26 protein-coding genes are annotated in these 25,236 nt (G+C 56.3%); 10 read left to right on the top strand and 16 right to left on the bottom strand.

The window, feature by feature from the left end; translation table 11 throughout:
• The first annotated feature begins 88 nt into the window (after window positions 1-88).
• Both AC2FH9_RS02845 and AC2FH9_RS02850 read left to right on the top strand, forming a co-directional pair.
• Entirely contained in the window at window positions 89-409 is a 321-nt protein-coding gene (locus tag AC2FH9_RS02845) for an ArsR/SmtB family transcription factor (RefSeq protein WP_271946295.1), read from the top strand.
• Window positions 406-831, top strand: a complete 426-nt coding sequence (locus AC2FH9_RS02850; RefSeq protein WP_496704905.1) for an SRPBCC family protein — start codon at window positions 406-408, stop codon at window positions 829-831. Before AC2FH9_RS02845 ends, AC2FH9_RS02850 begins: the two co-directional genes overlap by 4 nt.
• Before the next feature lie 275 nt (window positions 832-1,106).
• Here the strand turns inward: AC2FH9_RS02850 and AC2FH9_RS02855 are convergent, their stop codons facing one another.
• Window positions 1,107-2,003: a LysR family transcriptional regulator gene (locus tag AC2FH9_RS02855; protein WP_496870691.1), complete on the bottom strand. Its 897-nt coding sequence runs from the start codon at window positions 2,001-2,003 to the stop codon at window positions 1,107-1,109.
• A 90-nt stretch (window positions 2,004-2,093) separates the two neighbouring features.
• Between AC2FH9_RS02855 and AC2FH9_RS02860 the strand changes: the two genes are divergently transcribed.
• The gene (locus tag AC2FH9_RS02860; RefSeq protein ID WP_496678226.1) at window positions 2,094-2,921 is read left to right on the top strand and encodes a TauD/TfdA dioxygenase family protein; all 828 of its coding nucleotides are present in this window, start codon (window positions 2,094-2,096) and stop codon (window positions 2,919-2,921) included.
• Window positions 2,922-3,033: 112 nt separating this feature from the next.
• Here the strand turns inward: AC2FH9_RS02860 and AC2FH9_RS02865 are convergent, their stop codons facing one another.
• The 5 genes from AC2FH9_RS02865 to AC2FH9_RS02885 all read right to left on the bottom strand — a co-directional run bounded on the left by AC2FH9_RS02865 (window position 3,034) and on the right by AC2FH9_RS02885 (window position 6,250).
• The gene (locus tag AC2FH9_RS02865) at window positions 3,034-3,339 is read right to left on the bottom strand and encodes a hypothetical protein (RefSeq protein ID WP_496870692.1); all 306 of its coding nucleotides are present in this window, start codon (window positions 3,337-3,339) and stop codon (window positions 3,034-3,036) included.
• A gap of 59 nt (window positions 3,340-3,398) precedes the next feature.
• Window positions 3,399-3,881, bottom strand: coding sequence for a transcription antitermination factor NusB (gene nusB / locus AC2FH9_RS02870; RefSeq protein ID WP_142634634.1), 483 nt, complete (start codon window positions 3,879-3,881; stop codon window positions 3,399-3,401).
• Window positions 3,878-4,429 carry a 6,7-dimethyl-8-ribityllumazine synthase gene (locus tag AC2FH9_RS02875; protein WP_496870693.1) on the bottom strand — a complete coding sequence of 184 codons (552 nt, stop codon included), beginning with the start codon at window positions 4,427-4,429 and terminating at the stop codon, window positions 3,878-3,880. Before AC2FH9_RS02875 ends, nusB begins: the two co-directional genes overlap by 4 nt.
• A gap of 2 nt (window positions 4,430-4,431) precedes the next feature.
• The gene (ribB, locus tag AC2FH9_RS02880) at window positions 4,432-5,553 is read right to left on the bottom strand and encodes a 3,4-dihydroxy-2-butanone-4-phosphate synthase (RefSeq protein ID WP_496690792.1); all 1,122 of its coding nucleotides are present in this window, start codon (window positions 5,551-5,553) and stop codon (window positions 4,432-4,434) included.
• Between the two features lie 109 nt (window positions 5,554-5,662).
• A complete protein-coding gene (locus AC2FH9_RS02885; protein ID WP_142634640.1) occupies window positions 5,663-6,250 on the bottom strand; it encodes a riboflavin synthase in 588 nt (195 codons plus the stop codon).
• A 138-nt stretch (window positions 6,251-6,388) separates the two neighbouring features.
• Here AC2FH9_RS02885 and AC2FH9_RS02890 point away from each other — a divergent pair, with 138 nt between their 5' ends.
• From AC2FH9_RS02890 to AC2FH9_RS02900, 3 genes are all read left to right on the top strand, one after another.
• On the top strand, window positions 6,389-7,687 hold the full coding sequence (locus AC2FH9_RS02890) for a capsule polysaccharide biogenesis protein (protein WP_496700651.1): 1,299 nt from the start codon (window positions 6,389-6,391) through the stop codon (window positions 7,685-7,687).
• 92 nt (window positions 7,688-7,779) lie between these two features.
• A complete protein-coding gene (locus tag AC2FH9_RS02895) occupies window positions 7,780-8,913 on the top strand; it encodes a polysaccharide biosynthesis/export family protein (RefSeq protein ID WP_142634645.1) in 1,134 nt (377 codons plus the stop codon).
• Window positions 8,913-10,919, top strand: a complete 2,007-nt coding sequence (locus tag AC2FH9_RS02900) for a capsule polysaccharide biogenesis protein (RefSeq protein ID WP_496870716.1) — start codon at window positions 8,913-8,915, stop codon at window positions 10,917-10,919. Before AC2FH9_RS02895 ends, AC2FH9_RS02900 begins: the two co-directional genes overlap by 1 nt.
• On the opposite strand, the gene ribD is transcribed toward AC2FH9_RS02900, so the two are convergent.
• The 6 genes from ribD to AC2FH9_RS02930 all read right to left on the bottom strand — a co-directional run bounded on the left by ribD (window position 10,916) and on the right by AC2FH9_RS02930 (window position 14,524).
• On the bottom strand, window positions 10,916-12,016 hold the full coding sequence (gene ribD / locus AC2FH9_RS02905) for a bifunctional diaminohydroxyphosphoribosylaminopyrimidine deaminase/5-amino-6-(5-phosphoribosylamino)uracil reductase RibD (protein WP_496870695.1): 1,101 nt from the start codon (window positions 12,014-12,016) through the stop codon (window positions 10,916-10,918). The two genes, AC2FH9_RS02900 and ribD, sit on opposite strands and share 4 nt — an antisense overlap.
• Window positions 12,013-12,483 (bottom strand): transcriptional regulator NrdR, encoded by a 471-nt coding sequence (nrdR, locus tag AC2FH9_RS02910; protein WP_142634651.1) that lies wholly within the window; start codon window positions 12,481-12,483, stop codon window positions 12,013-12,015. The genes ribD and nrdR overlap by 4 nt, the downstream gene beginning before the upstream one ends.
• A gap of 121 nt (window positions 12,484-12,604) precedes the next feature.
• On the bottom strand, window positions 12,605-13,018 hold the full coding sequence (locus tag AC2FH9_RS02915; RefSeq protein ID WP_496870718.1) for a secondary thiamine-phosphate synthase enzyme YjbQ: 414 nt from the start codon (window positions 13,016-13,018) through the stop codon (window positions 12,605-12,607).
• A 19-nt stretch (window positions 13,019-13,037) separates the two neighbouring features.
• A complete protein-coding gene (locus AC2FH9_RS02920; RefSeq protein WP_142634653.1) occupies window positions 13,038-13,436 on the bottom strand; it encodes a hypothetical protein in 399 nt (132 codons plus the stop codon).
• 78 nt (window positions 13,437-13,514) lie between these two features.
• Window positions 13,515-14,117, bottom strand: a complete 603-nt coding sequence (locus AC2FH9_RS02925) for a DUF4166 domain-containing protein (protein WP_342781991.1) — start codon at window positions 14,115-14,117, stop codon at window positions 13,515-13,517.
• Window positions 14,060-14,524: a thiol-disulfide oxidoreductase DCC family protein gene (locus tag AC2FH9_RS02930; RefSeq protein ID WP_496749164.1), complete on the bottom strand. Its 465-nt coding sequence runs from the start codon at window positions 14,522-14,524 to the stop codon at window positions 14,060-14,062. Before AC2FH9_RS02930 ends, AC2FH9_RS02925 begins: the two co-directional genes overlap by 58 nt.
• A gap of 305 nt (window positions 14,525-14,829) precedes the next feature.
• Between AC2FH9_RS02930 and AC2FH9_RS02935 the strand changes: the two genes are divergently transcribed.
• Window positions 14,830-15,807, top strand: coding sequence for a helix-turn-helix domain-containing protein (locus tag AC2FH9_RS02935; protein ID WP_496749165.1), 978 nt, complete (start codon window positions 14,830-14,832; stop codon window positions 15,805-15,807).
• A gap of 193 nt (window positions 15,808-16,000) precedes the next feature.
• Here the strand turns inward: AC2FH9_RS02935 and rpoD are convergent, their stop codons facing one another.
• The 4 genes from rpoD to AC2FH9_RS02955 form a co-directional block, all read right to left on the bottom strand.
• Window positions 16,001-17,989 carry an RNA polymerase sigma factor RpoD gene (rpoD, locus tag AC2FH9_RS02940; protein ID WP_142634659.1) on the bottom strand — a complete coding sequence of 663 codons (1,989 nt, stop codon included), beginning with the start codon at window positions 17,987-17,989 and terminating at the stop codon, window positions 16,001-16,003.
• A 114-nt stretch (window positions 17,990-18,103) separates the two neighbouring features.
• Window positions 18,104-20,053 (bottom strand): DNA primase, encoded by a 1,950-nt coding sequence (gene dnaG / locus AC2FH9_RS02945; RefSeq protein ID WP_496870698.1) that lies wholly within the window; start codon window positions 20,051-20,053, stop codon window positions 18,104-18,106.
• A gap of 80 nt (window positions 20,054-20,133) precedes the next feature.
• Window positions 20,134-20,430, bottom strand: a complete 297-nt coding sequence (locus AC2FH9_RS02950) for a hypothetical protein (protein ID WP_142634663.1) — start codon at window positions 20,428-20,430, stop codon at window positions 20,134-20,136.
• A 145-nt stretch (window positions 20,431-20,575) separates the two neighbouring features.
• Window positions 20,576-22,006 carry a Glu/Leu/Phe/Val family dehydrogenase gene (locus AC2FH9_RS02955; protein ID WP_496749167.1) on the bottom strand — a complete coding sequence of 477 codons (1,431 nt, stop codon included), beginning with the start codon at window positions 22,004-22,006 and terminating at the stop codon, window positions 20,576-20,578.
• 332 nt (window positions 22,007-22,338) lie between these two features.
• On the opposite strand from AC2FH9_RS02955, the gene AC2FH9_RS02960 reads away from it, so the two are divergent.
• From AC2FH9_RS02960 to AC2FH9_RS02970, 3 genes are all read left to right on the top strand, one after another.
• The gene (locus tag AC2FH9_RS02960; RefSeq protein ID WP_496870700.1) at window positions 22,339-23,952 is read left to right on the top strand and encodes a TadE/TadG family type IV pilus assembly protein; all 1,614 of its coding nucleotides are present in this window, start codon (window positions 22,339-22,341) and stop codon (window positions 23,950-23,952) included.
• Window positions 23,949-24,482, top strand: coding sequence for a TadE/TadG family type IV pilus assembly protein (locus AC2FH9_RS02965; protein ID WP_496870702.1), 534 nt, complete (start codon window positions 23,949-23,951; stop codon window positions 24,480-24,482). Before AC2FH9_RS02960 ends, AC2FH9_RS02965 begins: the two co-directional genes overlap by 4 nt.
• A 97-nt stretch (window positions 24,483-24,579) precedes the next feature.
• Window positions 24,580-25,167 carry a TadE/TadG family type IV pilus assembly protein gene (locus AC2FH9_RS02970; protein WP_496699992.1) on the top strand — a complete coding sequence of 196 codons (588 nt, stop codon included), beginning with the start codon at window positions 24,580-24,582 and terminating at the stop codon, window positions 25,165-25,167.
• The last annotated feature ends 69 nt before the right edge of the window (window positions 25,168-25,236 follow it).

The following is a 25,236-nucleotide window of genomic DNA, read 5'->3' on the forward strand; positions in this document are numbered from 1 at the left end:
CAAATGTAAAGTGAGCCCATACGACTTGACATAATACCATTTGGTATCGCATTAATGTGAAACCAAATGGTATCTCTTTAGGTTGCATATGGAAAACCAAACTCAAAACGCGTTCCGCGCTCTGGCTGACCCTACCCGCAGGGACATTGTGCAGATGCTGGCACTGCAGGACATGACGATTGCACAGTTGACTGATCGCTTCGACATGACCCGCGCGGCAGTCAAGAAACACCTGACCGTGCTCTCGGATGGCGGCCTGATTGCCGTCGAAGCCCGTGGCCGGGAACGCATAAACCGACTTGAACCAAAAGGCATGGCCCCTGTTCTGGATTGGCTCAGCTACTTTGATCAATTCTGGGATGAACGCCTTAACTCTCTTAAAGAAGCTGTTGAAAGGAAATCAAAATGACTGATGCCGTTCTAAGGAAGTCCATCTTCCTGAGGGCCGAGCCCGAGACTGTCTGGGCTTATCTGACCAAACCCGAGAGGCTGGCAGAATGGTTTCACAAACCTGAACGCCCCCTGGCCCAGGGACAAAAACTGGAGATGTTCGGAACGACCAGTGGCGACCTTCTGATCTGGGGAGAAGTCCGCGAAGCGCGCCCGCCGTCATATCTGGAGTATTCGTTTACGGTTAAGCCAATGGGCGACGCAGTCAGCATCGTAAAATGGACGCTGGAACCGGTTGCGGGCGGTACACGCCTTGATCTGTTGCACGAAGGTCTGCCGCAAGGTGCCGATGCCTTTGGCCTGATCCTGGCGCTGGACAATGGCTGGGACGAGCATTTCGGCAAGATGCGCGTGGCCTTGCACGAAACTGTTGACGCCTGACCCCTTGTGCGAACCCGCCGGACGCCCTACTTAGGCCCGTGGCGGGTTCTGCCCTTCTTGTGACTGGTAGCATTCTGGTGGCCTTAAGCAATTCCGAGGGGGCTGGCTCTGTTCAGGTCCTGGCCTGATTACCTGGCGCCCACCTGTACATACAGGTCCTCGGGAATCAAACCGCACGGTTGACTGGTGGTCCCGCCACACTCGATCCAAACTCCGGCAGGAAATAGCCGGATTTACGAGCTCTGGGTTCTGACCTGCGGGCCAGATCGCGCTAATCATATCTGGAGCAGACAGGCATCAAGAAATGCTTTTACGGGTTCGGGTTGCCGAATGGCGCGGGGCTGCACAATCACAACATTAAAATACCCGATATCCTGTGCCAGCGGACGCGCGACGACCGCATCGCCTTCTATCGTGCGGCTCGCCTCTGGCGGAAAACCAACCAGCGTGAACCCAAGCCCTTTGCCAACATAGGCATGCACCAACTCTCGTGATTGCGAGGTCAGCGGCACTTCTGGATCAAGCCCGGCGGCCTGCAACAGGTCAAGATAGCTTGGACCCGGACCGGAACGCGACACTGCAATGTAGGGCAAGCCTGTCAGCTGCTCAAGCTGTACGCTGTCGGCATGCGCCATAGGGTGGGAGGCCGGAAGTAAAACCAGAGGCGCCAGTTCTTTAAGTACTTCAACGTGATGGCGTTGGGGTTCAAACCCTTGATCAAACACCACAAGCGCGTCCAACTCGCCCGCATCCAGCGCAGCAACGAGGTTCGGGAAATCATCCTCAACAACCTCGATGCGGATACCGGGATGGCTTTGGCGAAAAGCCAGAACAGCTGGTAGAATGATCTTCTGCGCAATCGCATAATGTGTCCCGATCACAATAGACCCTGTTTTGCCCTCAGCCATCACAGCGGCCCGATTGCCGAGCGCGCCTGCTTGCATCAGCAACGCTTCGGAATCCGTCAAAAAGGCTGCGCCAACGCGGGTCAACCTCATCCCGCGTGCGGGAAAGCGGTCAAACAACGTCAAACCAGTGACATCTTCGAGCTTGTCGATTGCCGATGAAATAGCGGCGGCCGAAACATTCAGGTTCCTGGCTGCCTGCGCGATACCGCCACATCGCGCCGTCTCGGCAAAGAACGACAACTGGCGCAAAGTGAAACGTATCATCAATAAAATCTTCTCTTTACAAATTTTAAATCAGTTTTTTCGACCTTTAGCAATGCGCTACCCTGCGTTTGAAACTCAGGGAGAAAGCAGATGGACATCAGACCACTTACCGGCGGTGTGGGCGCAGAGATCATCGGCGCCGATATCCGAGACGGCAGCCAGTTCGACGCCATTCATACGGCCTTTGCTCAGCACTCTGTCATCGTACTCAGAGCGCAGGATGTCGGCCCGGATGAGCATCTGGCGTTTGCCCAACGCTTTGGCGCGATCAACATCAACCGCTTCTTCAGGCCGGTCGATGGGCATCCAGAAATCGCTATGGTGCTGAAGGAAAAGGATCAGAAAGAGGCCATCGGAGAGGGCTGGCATACCGATCATTCCTACGACCAAATCCCGGCGATGGGGTCTATCCTGCATGCTTTGGAAACCCCGCCCTTTGGAGGCGACACACTGTTCGTCTCGATGGGTGCAGCTTATGAGGCGCTGTCACCTACCATGCGGAGCTTTCTGGATGGGCTCTGGGCGGTTCATTCGTCTCGGCACGTTTTTGGAACAAGCTCACAGGACAGTGAAGCGGCGCAAAGTGGTCGGCTAAGCAATGCACAGGCAGCCACCCAAGACGCGCGACATCCTGTGATCATAAAACACCCCCTCAGCGGGCGGCGCGGTATTTATGTGAATCCAGTGTTCACAACCCAAATCGAAGGCCTGAGCGCCGATGAATCAGCAGCCATCCTTGCAATGCTATATGACCATTGCCAGCAACCCGAGTTCCAATGCCGCATTCGTTGGCAAACAGGCGACATGACCATCTGGGACAATCGGGCCACATGGCACAAAGCGGTCAATGACTATCATGGATTTCGACGATTGATGCACAGGGTTACCGTGGAGGGTGTCGCCTTGTCTGCCGAATGACCCGAACCCTGTCAGAGAAAAGACACAACGCAGTCAGACTAAAACTGACGCCCTGACCTACCAATTACGGCGGGCAAGCTCCGCGTCCACCTCAACCGGCGTGTCACGTGTCTTAACTCCCTGTACGTGCCTCTTGTTTGATCAGGGCAGGCTTTAGCCTGACAGAAACCGGCGTTCCACCGCGCGGACCGCCGGGTTTTTCTGCCATGCTCATAATGGCATAGGCAAACTGTACACCGGCAAAGACGATCCCGTTCATGAACCAGATCATCGCCAGAGCAACCAGGCCGATATCAGAACCAGTAATCAGATGACGCAGGTTGGCGACGTTCAGGGCCAGAAGCACCCCGACAAAAATTGCCGAGATGGCAAAGCCCCAGGCCACTTGCGTGATATACAAACGGATCAGTTTGGGCATGGCGGACCTCATTGCGCTATAACATTCAGTTTAACGCATATTTGATCCGTGTAAACGCGTCAGAACGCCTCGGGCTTGGCCTCGTGCGCCATGTGATCCAGCACTGCGTTGACAAATTTGGTCTCTTTACCTTCGGGGAAGAAGGCCCGCGCCACATCGACGAATTCAGTGATGACCACCTTGGGCGGTGTGTCGTTCTGTGTCAGCTCTGCTCCGGCGGCCCGGAAGGCCGCGCGCAGGGTCGGGTCGATCCGGGCAATCGGCCATTTGGCAACCAAAGCGCGATCGGTCATCTGATCGATCGGCGCCTGATAATTGACCGCATCTTCTACCAGCTTGCGGAACAGGCGAATATCGCCGTCCAGCATTTCCTCGCCCTCATAGACGGCGCCAAAGCGGTGATCCAGAAACTCGGTCACAACCTGATCGGTTGTCTGACCCGATTGCTCCATCTGGAACAGCGCCTGCACGGCATAGAGCCGAGCGGCGGATTTCATCAGGCGTTTCTGGTTGGCCGGTTTTGGCGCGTCTGTCTTGGTCATGCTGTTGTGGGTCCGTTGCTGTCGCCCGCCACAAGGATGGACTCGGACGGCGGCTTGAACCCGACGCCCTTTTTGGAAGAGCCCCACTTACGGCTGAGCGCGATCAGATGCAAGGCCGCAGCGGCAGCCCCGCCCCCTTTATTCATTTTTTCCGGATTGGCGCGCACTTCGGCCTGATCGTCATTCTCGACTGTCAGGATACCGTTGCCGATGCACAGCCCCTGCAGACCCATCAGTTGGATGGCACGGCTGGAGTCGTTGCAGACGGTTTCGTAATGCGTGGTCTCTCCGCGAATGACACAGCCCAGCGCGACATAGCCGTCAAAATTGCACTGACGGTCCGCCATGGCGATAGCCGTCGGGATTTCCAAGGCGCCGGGCACTTCGACCACATCACAGGTGCCGCCTGCCCCTTCGATCTCGGCCTTTGCGCCAGCCACCAGATTGTCAGCGATGGCGCGATAGAACGGGGCCACAACGATCAACAGCTTGACGGGTTTGTCGAATCTCGGTGTCGGCAATACGCCGTGTTTGTCTTGTTCAGCCACAATCAGTCCTCCCTGAGGATTGAACGGGTCCCGACAATGGACAGGCCAAAAGCGTCGAGCCCGAGATAAACGGTTTCCGGCGAGTCGGTCAGCAGCACAAGTTCCTGGATCCCCATCTTGGACAGGATCTGCGCCCCCAGACCGGTTTGTTTGATGGTGCGTGGGCCCTCATCTTCAGCCGCATAGAGCGAGTTGCGCGGTTGGCGGAACAGACAGACCACGCCGCGCCCTTCATCCGCAATCTTTTCCATCGCGCGCGGCAGCTCACGTGAGGATTTCGGGCCAAGACCCAGAATGTCGGGCGCCTCGTGCAGCGCATGGGTCCGGGTCAAAACCGGCTCGGGCGTGGTGATGTCACCCTTGACCATCACGACATGTTCGATGCCATGAGTCTGATCGGTGAAAATCCGCATTTCCCAATCGCCGCCATATTCGGATGTGACGGTTTCCCGAGATGTCTCAACCACCAGATTGTCATTGCGCGACCGATAGGCGATCAAGTCGCTGATCGTGCCGATCTTCAACCCGTGTTCCTTGGCGAATTCGACCAGGTCAGGCAGCCGCGCCATGGTTCCGTCAGGGTTCATGATCTCGCAGATCACGCCCGAAGGGTTCAGCCCGGCCAGGCGTGAGATATCAACGGCGGCCTCGGTATGGCCCGCGCGCACCAGCACCCCGCCCCGCTTGGCCCGCAAGGGGAAGACGTGACCCGGCGTGGCGATATGGGCCATCGTGTTTTGCTCGTTGATCGCAGTCGCCACAGTCAGCGCCCGGTCACCAGCGGAAATGCCAGTCGACACTCCCTCGCGCGCTTCAATCGACACGGTGAACGCGGTCTCATGACGTGACGAGTTGTTCACCGCCATCATAGGCAGACCCAACGTGTCAATCCGTTCCGCCGTCATTGGCAGGCAGATCAGGCCGCGACCATGGGTGGCCATGAAATTAATTGCCTCAGCATCAGCGAACTCGGCGGCAATCACCAGATCGCCCTCATTCTCGCGATCTTCGTGATCAACCAGGATATACATCCGGCCTTTGCGCGCCTCGTCGATGATCTCTTTGATCGGGCTGATTGCCGCGCGCAGCTGGGCCTCGACCGGTCCGGGAGTTTCAAAGCTCATGGGGCAGCCTTTCACATGCCAAGTTTGACCGGGTGGATAGACCACCGCGCGGTCAAAGACCAGACCGCATGCGGCACCGTTCCGGTCAGACGCGACGTTGAGTTGTGGACTAGGACATTTCAGCGAGGCGCGCGACATAGCGAGCCAGCGTGTCGATCTCAAGATTGACCCGGTCGCCGATGCCGACATCCCCCCAGGTCGTCACCTCTTTGGTGTGCGGAATGAAGTTGATACCAAAATCGCACCCGTCCACATCGTTTACGGTCAAAGAAGTACCGTTCAGCGCAACTGATCCCTTGGGCGCAATGAAGCGGGCCAGATCTTTGGGTGCGCGCAAGGTTACCCGCGTGCTGTCGCCCTCGTCCAGAACGGCGACCACTTCTGCGACGCCATCAACATGACCAGACACGATATGACCGCCCAACTCATCTCCGACCTTCAGCGCGCGTTCCAGATTGACACGTTTGCCGACGGTCCAGCGATCCAGATTGGTTTTCGAAACGGTTTCCGCGCTGATTTGCACATCATACCAGTCTTCGCCCAATGCGATGACTGTCAGGCAAACGCCGTCGCTGGCAATGGATGCACCAATATCAATCCCCGGGGTATTGTAGGCGGTTTTGATCCGCGCCCGCAGATCGCCTTGCTGCTCCAGTTCGGTGATGGTGCCGATATCTGTGACGATCCCCGTAAACATTGCGTTAACCCTCTGTTTCTAACCTGATGCCAGCGCTCACCGTCGAGGTAAGCGTAAGCGCGCCTACGGGCAAGCCCCAGGTTGCCGCAAATACGACAAACAGGCATAATTCCTCATCTAACGACAAGAGCAGCAGAAATGTCACCACTCAACGGCGCTGCGCAAAAACGCGTATTTCTTTTCCTGCAAGGACCGCACGGGCCGTTTTTTGGCGCGCTTGGTAAGATCCTGCGCGCAGCGGGTTCCGAGGTGTGGCGCGTGGGTTTCAACGCCGGGGATCAGGCTTTCTGGTCTGATAAGGCCAGCTTTATTCCCTATGCTGGCAAACCCGAGAACTGGCCGGTAAAATTTGTTGACCTGGTTGTCGGCCGCGAGGTGACAGACATAGTCCTGTATGGCGATACGCGTCCAATCCACGCCCAAGCCATCCGCATCGCCCGCGCCCACGGGATCACTGTTCATGTTTTCGAAGAAGGGTATCTGAGGCCCTGGTGGGTCACCTACGAACGCACAGGTACGAATGGCAATTCGCATCTGATGAATCTGGAAGTTACCCAGATGCAGCGAGCGCTGGAGCGTACTGATGCGCCGATGCCGCCCCCTCCGACGCATTGGGGTGATATGCGACAGCATATTTTCTATGGCGCGCTGTATCATTGGTTTGTTCTGTTCCTGAACGGCAAGTATCGCAATTTTCGAACCCACCGTGACCTACCGGTTTCGAAAGAGTTCAGGCTTTATTTCAAACGGCTGGCAATGATGCCGTTCCACAGAATCCGGCGGCGTATGGCGACGGAGCGAGTCCGGCGGGGCGGGTTTCCCTATCACTTGGCATTGCTGCAACTGGGACATGACAGTTCGGTTCAGTCACACTCGGACTTTGACTGCATGTCCGAGTTTCTTGAGCAGGTACTGCACGGTTTTGCAAATGGCGCACCAACGCACCATCATCTGGTCATCAAAGAACACCCGCTGGAAAATCATCGGGAACCATTGCGCCAGGTGGCACGAAAACTGGCCAAAACACTGGGTATCGCTGATCGGGTCCATTATGTACCCGGGGGCAAACTGGCCACATTGCTCAACGAAGCGAGCTCGGCCGTGACGATCAATTCAACTGCGGGTCAGCAGGTATTGTGGCGCGGCATTCCTCTGCGCGCCTTTGGCAAATCGGTCTATGACAAGCCCGAATTTGTTTCCAGCCAACCGATCACTGATTTCTTTTCCAATCCAGATATCCCCGATACCGAAGCCTATCAAAGCTATAGGCGTTTTCTGCTTGAAACCAGTCAGGTCCCCGGCGGGTTTTATTCACGCCGTGGGCGGCGACAGTTGCTTAGGCGCGCCGTGGATATGATGCTAAGGGCGAAAGATCCCTACCAATCCGTGCTGACCGACAAAGAGGCGCGGACGCCACAGTTGAGGATCGTTGAGTAAATCACCCCTCTTGATGCTGGCGATTGCAGTTGGAAACAAGTACGCTGCTGGAAACAAAAGACCAAAACCAAGACGTTCGAGGATATTCGGCAGTGCAGCGCTTTCCAATCCGATGGGGACGGGGTGTAACCCTTGTGGCCGCTCTTGGCCTGCTGGCCGCGTGCCAACTACCTAAAACTGGCCCAAACAAATCCGAAATCCTTGCCGGTTCGACCACGAAAGGTGGAAACGCCTATGTTGTTGAGGTTGACGACCGGGTGGCGCAGGTCACGTCCGCAGTGCCTCAATACGGGTTCTCGCAAACCTTCCGTAGCGCTCAGAACCTGACCGCCGACACGGTTCGTCCGGGTGATGTACTGGGCCTGACAATCTGGGAAAACGTGGATGACGGGCTGTTATCCGGAGAGACCGGTGCCTCAACATCCCTGGAAGAGGTACAGGTCGACAGCGAGGGCTTCATCTTTGTTCCCTATGCCGGGCGCCTGCGCGCAGCCGGAAACACGCCGGAACAGCTTCGCATGTTGATCACGGAAAAGCTCCAGGACCAGACCCCTGATCCTCAGGTCGAAGTGCGCCGTATCGCCGGGGACGGATCAACCGTCTCACTATCGGGCACCCTGTCCGCACCCGGGATCTATCCGATCGAACGACCAACCCGCACACTGGCCGGAATGCTGACACGGGCTGGCGGCGTGATCGAAGGGTCCGATATCGCCCTGGTGACACTGATCCGAGGCAATCAAAAAGGGACGGTCTGGTACAATGACTTGTTCCGCAACCCGGAATTTGACGTTGCCCTGCGGGGTGGCGACCGCATTCTAGTCGAAGCCGACAACCGGTCCTATGTCGCCTTGGGGGCGACGGGCGGTCAGTCGCGCGTGGCATTCGACAGTCAGGATCTGTCCGCGCTGGAAGCGCTGGCACAGGTTGGTGGCTTACAGCCCCTGTCTTCGGACCCGACCGGTATTTTCGTTCTACGAAAGGAACGGCAGGACATTGTCCGGTCAGTCATGGGAAAACCGGACCTGCAGGGAGAGCAGCGCATGATCTACGTGCTGAACCTGACAGCTCCCAATGGCCTTTTCATCGCCCGTGACTTTGTCATCCGCGATGATGACACAATTTACGTCACCGAAGCACCTTACGCGCAATGGAGCAAATCCATCTCGTTGATCGCCGGTGGCCTGACCCCGCTTGCCAATGTCACGACTCTGACAGGCGGATGATGCCCTCCGTTCCACAAGGAACGTATGCCAAGGCCGAACGCAGTCGTCTTTTGGTCTATAATGGCGGATTTCTGACAGCCGCGCGCGTGCGGAGAATTCTGTCACTGACCGGATATGATATCGGCATCGGCACGCCCAAAGGGTCGGATCTGGTGGGTATCTGGGGCAATAGCCCGACGGCACATCGTGGACTGCGAATAGCGACCAAATACAATGCTCCGATCTTGCGCGTAGAGGATGCATTCCTGCGATCTCTGCACTCAGGACGCAGTGGCGAGGCTCCGCTGGGTCTGCTGCTTGATCGCAGCGGTGTGCATTTTGATCCAACACAGCCTTCGGATCTGGAAACACTTCTTGCGACCGACCCGTTGGATAATACGGCCCTGCTGAACCGGGCACGTGGCGGGATGGCGCGGCTGCGCGAACTGCATCTGAGTAAGTATTCCGCCTATGATCCCGCGACCCCTGCGCCGGATCCAGGGTATGTCCTGGTTGTCGATCAAGCACGCGACGATGCTTCTGTAAGGGCAAGCGGCGGCGATGAGGCCCGGTTCCGCGAGATGCTGGTTATGGCGCAAGAGGAGAACCCCGGCGCGACCGTTCTGATCAAAACCCACCCCGACACGATCGCAGGGCACCGGCCCGGATATTACTCTGCCGATGATCTGACCGACCGCGTATCCTTTCAGCACAGCGCCATCAGCCCCTGGACCTTGTTAGAGGGCGCTGTGGGCGTCTACACCCTGTCCTCGCAACTTGGGTTCGAGGCCATATTGGCCGGTCACAAACCCCGCGTCTTCGGCCAACCGTTTTACGCCGGTTGGGGTCTTACCCAAGACGAAGCCCATTTCCCAAGACGCCAACGAAACCTAACGCGCGCGCAACTCTTCGCCGCCACCATGGTTCTTTATCCCAAGTGGTACGATCCCTATCGGGATCAGCTGTGCGAATTCGAATCCGTGCTGGACACGCTTGAAGGTCTGACCCGCGCCTGGCGACAAGATCACAAGGGCTGGACGGCATCCGGGATGCGGCTTTGGAAACGCAGGCACCTGCAGCACATGTTTGGGCGCGAGAAAAAGGTAAAATTCACGCCTGACGTTCCCGAAAACCCAGATCGTCCCCACATGGTTTGGGCGCGGCACGGCCGTGATATGGAAAACGTCACACGGGTCGAGGATGGCTTCGTTCGGTCCCGTGGGTTGGGGGCCAGCCTTGTGCCGCCTCTGTCGCTGTCGCTAGATGACCTTGGGATCTATTACGACCCGACCAAACCCAGCAGGTTGGAAGAGATGATCGCCAAGCGGGAGACCCTGCGACCGGATCAGGAATTGCGGGCCGAGCGGTTGGTGACACAGATTATCGCCGGAGCGGTCAGCAAATATAACACCGGCGGCCCGGTTCCGGACTTGCCAAAAGGTCACCGCATTCTGGTGCCCGGACAGGTCGAGGACGATGCCTCGATCCTGTTTGGAACCAGCACCGTTCGCACCAATACCGAACTTCTACGCACCGCCCGCGAGATGAACCCGACCGCCGTTCTGATCTATAAACCGCATCCCGATGTCGAAGCTGGCCTGCGTGAAGGTGAGGCCGAGGCTGAGGGGCTAGCAGACCTGATCGTCACGAACACCGATCCCGCTGCATTGTTGGGTGAGGTTCAGGAGGTCTGGACCATGACCTCTCTGCTAGGGTTCGAGGCGCTGATGCGCGGATTGCCGGTCACAACGCTCGGTGCACCCTTTTATGCTGGTTGGGGTTTGACGCAGGATTTGGGGTCCGTCCCCGCCCGTCGTGGTGCACGGCCCTCCCTGCTGGGATTGATCCATGCCGCACTGATCGATTACCCGAGGTATCTGGACCCTGTCACCGACATGCCCTGCCCTCCGGAAGTGGTATTGGAAAGGCTGACAGACGGCTACCAGAGCCGATCGGGTCATGGCCTTAGACTGCTCTCGAAACTACAGGGCGTTTTCGCAACACAGGCGCATCTCTGGCGCCGTTAGCGCAATGCCCGCGCCCAGCGATGCATCACGTCCTGACCGATGATGCGGGTCTCCAGCAGTTCAAACCGTGGGGCCTCATCCAGACGATCCATACCAAGCGCCCCGATGGCAGGCAAACCTTCGGCACCAATCGCAAGCCCGGCACTGAAGCCGATCAACTCATCAACCAGTTCGTCCACCAAAAGCGACGCGGCCAGGGACGATCCGCCCTCGCAAAAGACGCGGGTCAAACCCTCCTGCCCCAACTGCAGCAACAGGTCAGCGGCATCAATGTGATGATCGCGTAACGCGCAGGGGATAAGCCTTGCGCCCAGTCCTTCCCACGCTTTTGCACGTTCGGCATCCGGTGAAGGACCATGGCACAACCACACCGGAATTTTCGAGGCGGTGCGTGCCAGTTGACCCATCAACGGGATATCCAGATGGCGCGAAACGACGACGCGCACAGGCTGACGTTCAATCCCAAGATCCCGAACTGTCAGAGAGGGGTCGTCTACACGCGCTGTACCCGCCCCAACCATGACGGCATCATGCGTTGCCCGCATGGCATGAACAGCCCGCCGCGAGGTCTGACCCGTAATCCACTGACTATTGCCGCTTTCGGTCGCAATGCGCCCGTCAAAACTGCTGGCCAGTTTAAGCGTGACAAATGGCCGGCCCTGTTCGGTTTTTAAGAAGAAACCGGCGTGGTCGCGGGCCGCCTGATCGGCAAGGATACCGGTTGTCACGTCAATCCCAGCGTCGCGCAGCATGGCAAAGCCCTGCCCGGCAACACGCGGATCACTGTCTTCGATGGCTGAAACAACACGCGCCACACCGGCCTCAATCAAGGCCTGAGCGCAAGGCGGGGTCTGTCCGTGATGGGCGCAGGGTTCAAGCGAGACATAAGCAGTCGCGCCACGCGCCTGCGATCCTGCCTGTCTTAACGCTTCGGTTTCTGCATGTGGCCGACCACCAGGTTGCGTCCAACCACGCCCAACAATCCGCCCGTCCTGTACGAGTACGCAGCCAACGGATGGGTTGGGCCAGCACGTCCCCTGTCCGCGCCGCCCCAAGGCAAGGGCCAGCGCCATATATCGCTTATCTGTTTCGCTCACTCGTCCGTCGAAGGCTGCGGCGGGCGCAGTTCGTGGACAAACTCCTCGAAATCATCGGCCGCCTGGAAATTCTTATACACGCTTGCAAACCGAACATAGGCAACGGTGTCGATCCGCGCCAGAGCTTCCATAACAATTTCACCGATCTTGCTGGACGGAATGTCGGTATCGCCCATGCTTTCCAGCCGCCGCACAATACCCGAGATCATCTGATCAATGCGTTCCGGATCAATCGGGCGTTTCTGCATCGAGATCCGGATCGAACGTTCCAGCTTGTCTCGATCGAAATCTTCGCGCTTTCCATTGGTTTTGATCACAACCAGATCGCGCAACTGAACGCGTTCATAGGTGGTGAACCGGCCGCCGCAGGCCGGGCAGAAACGGCGCCTGCGGATCGCGACATGATCCTCTGCCGGGCGTGAATCTTTGACCTGAGTGTCGATATTTCCGCAAAACGGGCAGCGCATCCGCCGTCTCCTCGTCTCTTGTTCCGCCTCTTTTAGTAAGCGCTGTGGCCCACTTATCCACAACTATAGGGCAGCCTCTAGGATTTGGGTAGTCGGAAATTTTCACCGCTAAATAAAGGGGTCACGCGAAATGCGCAGCGACGCGTCGGTTGTGTGATTGGGTCCGGTGTTCAAACAGATAAACACCCTGCCATGTCCCCAGCATGGGCACCCCTGCGGCGACAGGAATGCCCAAGGACACAGGCAGCAACGCAGCTTTGATATGTGCTGGCATATCGTCTGGCCCCTCATAGGTGTGCCTTAAATACGTCATCGACGGATCATCCGCCGGTGGCGCTAGACGTTCGAAAAAGGCCTGCAAATCCGTCCGCACCTCGGGGTTCGCATTTTCCTGAATGGCCAGAGAACACGAGGTATGGCGCACAAACAGGGTCAACAATCCGTCGCGACCGCTTGGAGCAAGCCAGTCTCGTATACCCGAGGTGAACTCATACAGCCCCGGCCCCTGCGTTGAAATGATAAACTCGGTCTGCAAAACGCGGGTCTTACATTCTTCAGTCAAAAATTGGCTGCCGGAAACACAGGCCATTCGCGTTCTGGACGGACCTGCTCTGCCCCGGCTGGAAACCAATGGAAACAAAGCTTGTGCTCTGCTCGACATTTGCTGGAGGGGTCAACGAGAATTGGACCGCCGTGCGGCGACCGGTGGCTTCGCTTGGGCCATATCCACGCACAACATAGATATTCTGCTGCCACCCTGCCCCCAAGCTGCGACGAGCAAAATCTGCAGCAGCGCACCAATAGCCATCCACATCCCTGCGCGCACGCGGGATCACCTCAAACACTTTGTCGTTTACTGCAACAGTCTGAAAACCGTTTGGTGCTGCTGTCACCGCCCCCGGTTCAAACAACGTGGCAGCCGCCAGAACCGCAGATGTGATCACTTTTTTCATAATGCTACTCTCTCATGTTTCTTGGTAAATATTAAAGTAGATTGCAGGCGGCCATGGCAAAGCCACCTCACGTTCATTTCAGGCATTGTTCCTATTTACGTGAACCGGCATCAGCCAGCCCCGATATCGGATCAGTTGACCCAACATCGGCATTTCTGCCGAAACATCGAACCGAAACCGGCCTTGATCATCCTGCCATTCCACCGTCGCCGAACGCGGTAAAAGAAAGTTTGGGCATGGCACCCCCAATAGAGTGAGGCGCAGGATGTTCAAATGCAGCTTTTGACCTCGAACCTGTGGGCGCATCCAGATGGTCAGCCCTCCGATCCTCTCTTTCACGCACCGCCTGTCTGCGTCGTAGACCAGATGAGACAGCGTCTCATGCCCGCCAAAATCCCTGAACCATTCCCATTCCTGGCCATTGAGTTTGGTTCGAATGCGGACCGTCTGAGTATCTGCAGCGGGGGGAAACCCACCCAACCACAATGACAAAGAGGTCAACCACCCGGTTCCTCTTTGGATGCTGCATAGTCCTGTAAACTCTGCCGTTTCACTGTGGAATTTTCGGACCGCATCCGGCACCTCAGAATTGGCTGGAAGGGCCTGCAGAAATGGGTCCGGCCTCACGCATACCCTCCGGGGAAGAACCGCGCTTTCATGGATGAATCCGGAACCAGGCACGTTTCGAACCGTCCAAAGAATGCAAATCGGTGGCGCGCGATGAAATGATAAAGCGGATCCTTCAAAAACCGCGGAAGAAATCGACAGGCCGACAGAACAGGCCACAAAGCGGGTAAGCTGCGCATTGCAGCAGCAAAAGCATCCAAGCGCTGATGCACAACACCGTCAACGATCACAAGATTGGTTTCAAACTCGTCGTTGGGCAGGCCGAGTTGCCGGTAAAGGCTTTGTCCTATGGGGGACTGGGCAATTACAAACTTGAACCGCTTCTTTGTGTCAGCCCACAGCATGAACCTGAAAAACCGAGAACACAGCACGCATTCTCCATCAAAAACGATGAGGTTCTGCTCGGTTCCCACATCTGAGATCGCCCGGTCTTGCATTGGATACCAGATCAATTTCGCCACAACCGGACCGTGCCATTGAAGGGTAAAATTCGCAATGCGACACGTAGGTTTTCAGATGAAACGTGCCGGGGAGCCACCGATCGCTAGTCTGAGACGACCGGAGCTCTACCCTCATCCCCATAAGGTGCTGACCCGACAACACGAGGTAACTATGCCTTTGCGTTGCTATATCCTTGCTGAAAAGTGCCAGAAACATGTGAAAACCTGCCAGATGGGTTTGCCTGCACTCCTGCAAACTGGGTTCAAATTTTTCGCGAAAGCATTAAGAATTGGATATGGAACTTGATATTGCCAGAATTCAACACTTGACCCGAACGGTAGATGAGCGTTCGGGCGGCCCAGAGTTGGCAGACCAGCTTTTGGAACGCAGCGGTCTAAGCCGAGCGGCAATCGCTCCCCCCACTACAGTCTACAGTGCGCAAACTGAGGCGATGTTCATCAGATATGCCTGCGACGCTATGCGCGACATAACTTTTGCCGCCTATGCGGGTTCAAAAGTCAGTTCGGCCTCTAGCATTACAGCCTATATCAGCAAGTACTCTCGTGACCTCCGACAGGTGTTTGAAAACACAACCCGCTTCTCTCGCATCATAGATCCCACAATCACCTTCAGTCTGCGCCATGCCGGGAATTTTGTGTCCTTCGAGGCGGATTGGGAAGACGCAAGTTTTGCCCGGTATCACAGACGCACAGAGTTTTTGATGTTTGGGACACTGGCGCGAATGCGGAACCTGACGCAGTCAGACTTCCACCCCATAGCAATTCGCTTTCAACACGAGGTTGGAGAGAAAAGAAACCTATTTCAAAAGCTTGCAGGATTTTCGGTAGAGTTTGGAGCAGAAAACCTAGAGATTGTTCTGTCGCCTTCATCTCTGGATCTTCCCGTGCCCACATATGACCCGATGCTTCGAGAGCATCTGATTGAGTACGGGGAACGCGTCCTGGCAGATCGGGCCTCGCCTAAGCAAAAATTGCGGGCGCAGGTCGAGGGTCTGATTACACGTTCGATGCCGGGGAATTTTCCGCAAGCCGATGACATAGCAGCCAATCTCGGCATGAGCCCGCGAACATTTGCGCGTCGGCTAAAAGATGAAGGGTCAAGCTATCGAGAGATCGCAGACGATCTGCGCTGTGATCTGGCCCAAACTTTCATCACCAACGGTATGCAGCTATCTGAAATTGCATTCTCACTTGGCTACGCAGACCAACCCGCCTTTTCCACCGCTTTCAAACGGTGGACGGGTCGCGCGCCCAGCGCTTTCCGCAGCCGCCTGGACCCGTGATCGTAACTTTGAGGTAGCCGGGGGTCGTCAGCCTTGCAGCCTCGCCCCGGCCCGTCCCATGAGTGGACATTGCGGATATAGGAAGACGCGCAGCGGGCTTCTTGTGAGTTCTCGCCAAATTGATGTTTCTACAAGCCACCGTGAACAGTGGTTTCAAACGAAAAAGGCGCCTCGGTCGAGGCGCCTTTCTGGGTTACTGATCCAGGAACGACCGCAACTTTCGCGACCTGCTGGGGTGTTTCAGTTTTCGCAGCGCCTTCGCCTCGATCTGACGGATACGTTCGCGGGTCACGCTGAACTGTTGGCCGACCTCTTCCAGAGTGTGGTCGGTGTTCATACCGATGCCAAACCGCATCCGCAGAACCCGTTCTTCCCGCGGGGTAAGTGAGGCCAGAACACGCGTGGTCGTTTCCTTGAGGTTTTCCTGAATAGCACTGTCCAACGGCAGCACAGCATTCTTGTCCTCGATGAAATCGCCAAGCTGGCTGTCTTCTTCGTCGCCAATCGGCGTTTCCAGGCTGATCGGTTCCTTGGCGATCTTCATCACCTTGCGGACCTTCTCCAGCGGCATCTGCAGCTTTTCGGCCAGTTCTTCCGGCGTCGGCTCGCGGCCGATTTCATGCAGCATCTGACGTCCGGTCCGAACCAACTTGTTGATCGTCTCGATCATATGGACCGGGATACGGATCGTGCGTGCCTGATCCGCGATGGACCGGGTGATCGCCTGACGGATCCACCAGGTGGCGTAGGTCGAGAACTTATACCCGCGGCGGTATTCGAACTTGTCTACGGCCTTCATCAGGCCAATGTTACCTTCCTGAATAAGATCAAGGAATTGCAGACCACGGTTCGTGTATTTTTTGGCGATCGAGATCACCAGGCGCAGGTTGGCTTCGACCATTTCTTTCTTGGCCTGGCGCGCCTCTTTCTCGCCTTTCTGGACCTGCTGTACGATGCGGCGGAATTCGCTGATGTCCAGGCCAACATATTGCCCGACCTGAGCCATATCGTTGCGCAGTTCCTCGACCTTGGAGGTCGAGCGTTCGATGAACATCTGCCAGCCCCGGCCCGGCTTTTCAGCCATCTCAGCCAGCCAGTTCGGGTCCAGTTCACGCCCACGATAGGCGTCAACAAATTCGCGACGGTTGATGCGGGCCTGATCCGCCAGCTTCACCATCGAGCTGTCCAGCGACATGATCCGACGATTGATGCCATATAGCTGGTCGATCAAAGCATCGATCCGGTTGTTGTGCAGATGAAGGCCGTTCACCAGCTCGACAATCTCGGCGCGCAGCTTCTGATAGGTCGCTTCGTCCGTGTCGCTGAATGTGCCGTCTTCGTTCAGGGTTGCCGAAATCCGGCTGTCCTGCATTTCGCTCAGCATCGCAAAATCAGTCGAAATACGCTCGAGCGTCGTCAGAACCTGATCTTTCAGAGCAGCTTCCATAGCAGCCAGCGACATGTTCGCCTGCTCGTCTTCGTCATCGTCATCATCGGTCGCAATCGGGTTGCCATCTGCATCCAGCTCGGGGCCTTCTTCCTTGGCGGGCTTTGCGGCCTGCACGGTCGAAGTGTCGACGACCGGCTCTTCGACATCGCCGTCTTCGTCCATCTGATTGCCGAAAGTGGCCTCCAGATCAATGACGTCGCGCAGCAGAATGTCTTCGGACAGCAATTCATCATGCCAGATCGTAATCGCCTGGAAGGTCAGCGGGCTTTCACAAAGCCCCAGGATCATCGTATTACGACCAGCCTCGATCCGCTTGGCGATAGCGATCTCGCCCTCACGGCTGAGCAGTTCGACCGAACCCATTTCGCGCAGATACATGCGCACCGGGTCATCGGTACGATCAAGCTTTTCTGCGGCGGCACCGGCCAGCGTGACCTCACGGTTGCTTTCCGTTGTGATCAGGTCGGTCGAGCCTTTATTCTCTTCCTCTTCCGCCTCTTCATCTTCGATGATGTTGATCCCCATCTCGGACAGCATCGACATAACGTCTTCGATCTGTTCCGAGCTGACCTGATCAGGCGGCAGGACCTGATTGAGCTGGTCGTAGGTGATGTAGCCTTTCTCACGAGCCTCGGCGATCATCTTCTTGACCTGAGTCTGGCTCATGTCCAGCGAGATTTCCTGTTCCTGCTCGTCGGATTTGCTGTCTTCGTTTGTATCCTTGGCGGCCATTCAATGCTCCTGCAGGGATGGGTGATTCGATTGAACCGAATCATTAGCGCGTTGAAGTGATTCGGCCACCCGTTTACCTGTTTTTCTTTTCCAGTGCCTTACGAAAACACCACATTACCGGCGTTTTCGCTCGAAATTGATACCTGACATGATTGCCTTAAACGCATCCTTCTCGTCGCGGTTGATTCGCGCACCATTGTCAGCGATGTCGAAAACGGCCCTGTCTTCATTCTGGCTTCGGCTTGTTCTGTTGCGCTCTTCGGCAGCTTGCGCCAAGCGATAGGTCAACGCTTCATCGTCCAGATCAGACAGCTCCTCTGCGGCTTCGGCAATCTCTGCGTCCAGACCCCTGAGAGCTTTGATTTTGGCGAGTTCCTCAGCCAATGTCATTTCGGCCTTTTCAACGTCGCCCGGTTTATTCACGCAGGGGATCACTGCGACATGGCGAAGGGTCAGCAGGTTTTCAAGGGCGTGATGTCCCAAAGTTTCCGCAATATGTTGTTTGAGGTTCTCAGGATCATCTATCGCGTGCCGCAGAATGGCATCGCGCAGGCCCGCGTGATCTTGGTCACGGCACTCCATTTCTTCCAGTTGGTGCTCAAACTGCACCACGACTTGGGGGTTCAATGCGGCGATGGCCAAAATGGCGGCTTCGCGCATCTGGATATCGGCATTGTCGGACGATGCCAGGAACGACGCCCGCGCACCCGGTGTGGCCGGTTGTGGCTGAGGTTTCCATTTCCCGCGCGGTTGCCAGGGGCGGTTTTGCTTCTGCCTTTGTGGGCGGAACAGTTTCCAACACAGATCCTTGATTTCTCGCTCGTAATGAGAGCGAATTGAACCATCTCGGATCAGCAGTGTCTTTTCTTGGAGTGTGCGTTCCAACGTAGCCTTGCGTTCAGGGCTGTCGAACACCTTGCCTTCGGTTTCGCGCTGCCACAGCAGCCTGACCATTGGCATGGCCTCTTCCAACACCGTCTGCACTGCCGTTGGACCTTCGGCCCGCAACAGATCATCGGGATCTTTGCCCTCGGGCATCAGCGCAAAGCGCAAGGACTTTCCTGCCTCAAGCAGCGGCAGGGCCAGATCGACCGCCCGCATCGCAGCACGCAAACCCGCCGTGTCGCCATCCAGCGCAATGATCGGCTCGTCCGAGATACGCCACAGCAGTTGCAACTGATGCTCGGTGATTGCGGTGCCCAATGGGGCCACCGATGCGCCAAAACCGGCCTCGGCAAGCGCGATCACATCCATATATCCTTCGGCCACGATCAATGGCTGCCCTTTGCCGGCAGCCTGCCGCGCGGGGCCTTGGTTATAGAGGCTGCGCCCCTTGTCGAACAGTTCGGTTTCGGGCGAGTTCAGATATTTCGCATTGTCATTGGGGTCCATCGCCCGGCCACCGAACGCAATGCAACGCCCGCGCGGATCCCGGATCGGATACATGATCCGGTTCCGAAACGTGTCATAGGGCTTTTTACCTTTGTTCGAGGGTTTGGCCAGACCCGCACCAAGGATCAGATCTTCGGCCACGTTCTTGCCGCGTAGGTGATCCCAAAGCGCCTGCCAACCGTCGGGAGCAAAGCCGATTTCCCACCGATCCAGCGCCTGCTCTTTCAAGCCGCGCCGCGCCAGATAATCGCGCGCCTCCCCACCTGCCCCTGTTTTCAGTTGCAACCGAAAGAACTGCACTGCTTGTTCCATCACCTCGGCCAGTTGCGTGCGACGATCCTGTTTCTCTTGCGCCTTAGGGTCACGTTCTGGCATCGGCATTCCGGCTTCACGCGCGAGAATTTCGACCGCTTCGATGAACGAGACATTCTCGGTCTCTTTCACGAAGCTGATCGCATCCCCTTTGGCATGGCAGCCAAAGCAGTAATAGAATCCCTTTTGGTCATCGACGTGGAACGATGCTGTCTTCTCGTGATGGAACGGGCACGGAGCCCACATGTCGCCCTTGCCCTGATTGGACTTGCGCGCGTCCCATATGACTTTGCGCCCGACGACCTGAGACAAGCTCAGCCGGGTGCGCAACTCATCCAGAAAACCGGGTGGTAATGACATGGGTTAAACCTGACAGAAACGGCAACGCGCGCCAAGGGGAAGGCGCGCGTTTGTCCGCAAAGAAATCGCAAGGTTTTGGATTACTGCTGCAGGCACAGCTCCATCCACGTGGCGCCGAGATCCTTTTTGCGCACATCGCGCATCTTCTGCTCATAGACCCAAGGGGTGATCAGCGGGATCGCGGCATTATAGTTCGCGGGCCAGGTCGGACCTGTATCGGCCACGGCTTGCGGCACGTCGCGCTCCTTCACGCGGTCAAGTCGCGCCTGCTGGATCGCCGCCACGACATCCGCCTGATGCTGGCAGCTTTGTTCTTTTGTTTCCTGAGCAGCCAGAGGTGTGGCCAGTAAAATAGCCGCAACGGCAATACGCAACATGGTGGTCTCCGGGATTCGTTCTCGTCGCTGAAGTCTACTGCCGGGCGCGGATGCGCGCCATCGTCGAATTGCATCTTGCGCAGCCCTGTTGCGCCTTGGTCCTGCGGGCGATGGATCAGATGCCAGCCGCCCGCAGAGTGTATTGTCAAAGCCCCTTAGCGCGGTAGCTTTTCGAGACACGGTCAATGGCCACGATGTAGGCAGCGGTCCTCAGATCCTCGACATCGTCGCGACTGTGCCAGACTTCACGCATCGACTGGTAAGCAATCCGCATAGTGTCATCGAGCCCAGAACGAACAAGCTCAAGCTCATCCGCACCTTTCAGGTATTTCGCCTTGAAGTTCGGAGACATGGACCAGGCATCGCCCAGATAGCGGTCCAGCCGTTCCAGTTCACTGACGATCAGCTCGTGCCGCGACTCTTCCTGGCGACGCTGCATGCGGCCAAACCGGATATGGCTGAGGTTCTTAACCCACTCGAAATACGAAACGGTCACACCGCCAGCATTTGCGTACATATCAGGAATGATCACGACGCCCCTATCGCGCAGAACTTCGTCTGCACCAGCTGTCACCGGGCCGTTTGCAGCTTCGATGATCAACGGGGCCTTGATGCGATCGGCATTATCAAGGTTGATCACACCTTCCAGCGCCGCCGGGATCAGGATGTCGCACTCTTCTTCCAGTACGGCCCCGCCCTCGGCGGAATGGGTGGCGTCGGGATAATCGCTGACACCGCCATGCTTGATGATCCATTGGCGAACCGACTCGACGTCGATCCCGTCGGGATTATACAGCGCACCATCCCATTCAATGATGCCTACGATACGAGAGCCATCTTCCTCGCTCAGGAACTTGGCAGCGTGGTAGCCCACATTTCCCAAACCCTGAACAATTACGCGCTTGCCGTCCAACTTGCCCGACAGCCCTGCCTTTTGAATGTCCTCAGGATGGCGGAAAAACTCGCGCAGCGCATATTGAATGCCGCGGCCCGTGGCCTCGACCCGTCCGGCAATACCGCCAGCATTCAGCGGCTTGCCTGTCACACAGGCGCGCGCGTTGATGTCAGTTGTATTCATCCGGGCGTATTGGTCCGCCATCCACGCCATTTCACGCTCACCCGTCCCCATATCCGGGGCTGGCACGTTCTGTGACGGGTTGATCAGGTCGCGCTTGGCCAACTCATAGGCGAACCGGCGGGTGATCTGTTCAAGCTCATGCTCTTCGTATTGGCGTGGGTCGATACACAACCCACCCTTTGATCCGCCAAACGGCGTTTCGACCAGAGCGCATTTATAGGTCATCAGCGCCGCAAGCGCTTCGACTTCGTCCTGGTTGACCGCCAAGGCAAAGCGGATACCGCCTTTCACCGGCTCCATATGTTCGGAATGCACCGACCGATATCCGGTGAACGTGTGTATGTCACCGCGCAGCCGGACGCCAAAGCGTACAGTGTAGGTGGCGTTGCAGACCCTTATCTTTTCTTCAAGGCCCGGAGGCAGATCCATCAGGGACGCTGCCCTGTTAAACATTAGATCTACACTCTCTCGAAAGCTGGGTTCTTTTGTGGCCGTCATTTAAACCTCCGTGCCGGCGAACGACTTGCGTTCTGACGTTTTGTCGCACCCCTTTGCTAAACGATCAATATTTAAGCAGAAATAAAATCTCAAGTTACGGGGAAATATTCGAACTCTGGCTGAGTCGCCAAACCCAGACATTATCCGCCGAATTGTTCACGCATCGAATACAGCCCCGCGCAACGGTCCGGAATTATCCCTCAATTTCCCTCAAACCAGCCAAAACTGGGCCCTTTTCGCCCAATTCCCGCCACGTTTCGCAGTTAATTTCCATACGTTAACTTTTCCTTAGCAGCTTTGGATGTCTGCTCAGCGAGGTCTGCAAGATGAAAATGCCCAAGTTTCTACGCGAAAGCAAAAGCGGCGCAAAATCCGCGCTGAGCGCGCGCCGGTTCGCAAAAAGCGAAGACGGTACATTCACAATCTTTGTATTGTTGGGTTTCCTGGTGATATTCGCTTCGACCGGAGCTGGCGTTGACCTAATGAATTTCGAACGCGACCGCGCCAATCTGCAATCAACATTGGACCGCGCCGTTCTTGCGGCCGCTGACCTTGATCAGAAAAAGCCCGCACGCGAAATTGTCGATGCCTATTTCGAGAAGGCCGGGCTGGGCGGCAAAATCACTTCTGTCGTGGTGGAAGAAGGCTTTGGATCACGTAAAGTATCAGCCACCGCCGAGGCGACCATCAAAACCCACTTTATGCATTTCTCTGGCGTCAACAGCTTGACCGCTAACGCGGCCAGCACGGCCGTCGAAAGCATTGGTGCTGTTGAAATCTCGCTGGTTCTCGACATCTCAGGCTCAATGAACAATTATTCGAGTTCTGGCGGGAAGAGCAAAATTGCGCTTCTGCAGGATGCGGCCACTGAATTTGTCACGCTTATGCTGGATTCAGATGATCCGAACCGCGAAGGCATTTCGATCTCGATCGTGCCTTACGCAACTCAGGTCAACGCGGGTGAACCCATCCTGAGCAAATTCAACAACGTTACAGCAGAGCACAACTACTCTCATTGTGTGAACTTTATCCCTGAACAGTATAGCGACGCGGACCTAGAGCGTGATGACAGGCTGGAACGCACTGCGCACTTTGACCCCTTCACCTATTCCGAAGGCTCGATCAGAACACCGGTTTGCCCGGTCCGCGATGGCAGTGCGATTACGCCTGTTACCGATAATCTGGAGGCATTGACCAACCAGATCAAGGCGTTGACTGCAACCGGGAACACCTCGATAGATGTCGGCATGAAATGGGGCGTGGCCTTCCTTGACCCAAGCGTTCGTGGCATTGTGAGCGACCTAGCTGACGACAACATCGTTCCAAATCACTTCCGGACCCGCCCGTCAGACTATAACTCGGACATCTTGAAAATTGTAATCGTAATGACCGACGGTCAGAACACGAACCAGTATATGCTGAACCCGTCCCTTCGGGAGGGCTTGTCTGATGTCTGGTACAATGCTGAGGCCTCCGAATACACAGTCTACCATTCGCAGGGTCGCCCGAACTTTTTCTGGCCACAGCAGAACACATGGGCGGACCATCCGTTCGGCAATCCTGATCCAGAGACACCAGCCAACGAAGAATTGGGTACGGCTGTTCGCCTGACCTATCCAGAACTTTTCAACCGTGTGTCGCTGGCCTGGAATGCAAGATATAACTATTACTGGCAGTCAAGTGCATGGGCCGAGTGGTACTCGAAAGCGTATTCTAAAGTTGAAACTTCGGCCAAGAACCAGCGTACCAAGCATATCTGTAACGCAGCCAAAGATGAGGGCGTCATTGTCTATGGCATCGCCTTCGAAGCACCCAGAGCCGGGTACAAAACCATCAAGGACTGCGCCAGCTCGGACAGCCATGTATACAATGTGAACGGTCTGGACCTGGAAGACGCATTTGCTTCTATCGCGTCGTCGATCAGAAAACTGCGGTTGACCCAATGATCAGAGCCCTTGTTTCAAAGCTGCGAAGCCTGAAACGCAGGGAAGATGGGGCGGTCACCGTCGAGTTTGTGATCATCTTCCCGGCATTCATGTTCTTCATCCTGAGTGCGTTGGAGTATTCTGTGGTCACTTTGCAGCAGGCGATGTTAGAGCGGGCTGTGGACCAGACAGTTCGCGACATTCGCCTCGGCACAGGCGCCAACCCAACGCATGATCAGATCAAAGATACGATTTGTGATCGCGTCGTAGTGATCAAACGCTGTACCACCAACTTGCAGCTGGAGATGCTGCAACAAAGCGCGTTTGTCGGGTTGAACCTTCCCCCTGTTCCGGATTGCACTGACAATTCTGAAGAAGTGAACCCAGTTCGCGCTTTCGAAAATGGCCTTTCGAACGAGTTGATGATCCTTCGGGCCTGCGCAAAGGTCGATCCGATTTTCCCTACATCGGCGATGGGGCGTATTTTGTCGGATGAATCAGGCCAGATCGAACTTACCGCGACGACTGCCTTCGTACAGGAGCCTCTGTAAGCCTATGTTTTTCATTTCAAAGCTCCGGAATCTTCTGAAATCCAAGACGAAAGACGAGAGTGGGGTACTCACGGTTGAGGCTTTGCTTGTCTTTCCGATGCTGGTGTGGACGATCACAGGCGCTTTCACGTATTTCGACGGCTTCCGCCAAAGCGCATCTAACCTGAAAGCGGCGTATACCGTTGGCGATTTGATCTCTCGCGAGACCGGCACGATCACGGACACTTATATCACCTCATTGCATTCGCTGCTGGTGGCGATGGTCAACAACCGATCACAGATGAATCTGCGCGTGTCGCTGGTTGTGTTCGACGAACAGGATGATCGTCATTACGTCAGATGGTCAACCGCGCGCGGTTACGACAGCATCTGGACCGACGACAATATCGACCGCATGCGTGATAACCTGCCGCCTATGCCGAACCAGGACACACTGATCATTGTTGAAACGGCGAATGCTTACATTCCGGTCTTTGACTCGATCTATGGGGTAGATTTCCTCAAAGGCGAACATGTCTTTGAAAATTTCGTCTTTACACGCCCACGCTTTACCAATGAGGTTGCGGCAAATGTGTCGGGCGTTGTTGAAATTGAGGAAAATCCCGACGGGTCTGGCGAGATCGGTGAAATCGAGGACCCTGGCACAGGGGATTCCGGTGCGAGTGCGGAAAGCGCAACGAACTAGGACAGGGTGGGTTGGCATCTTAGTGCCTTCCACCCCGCCTTCGAATAACGAGGTGGCGCTGAAGGTCTG

It is taken from the genome of Ruegeria sp. CDSC081 (genome assembly GCF_059610485.1).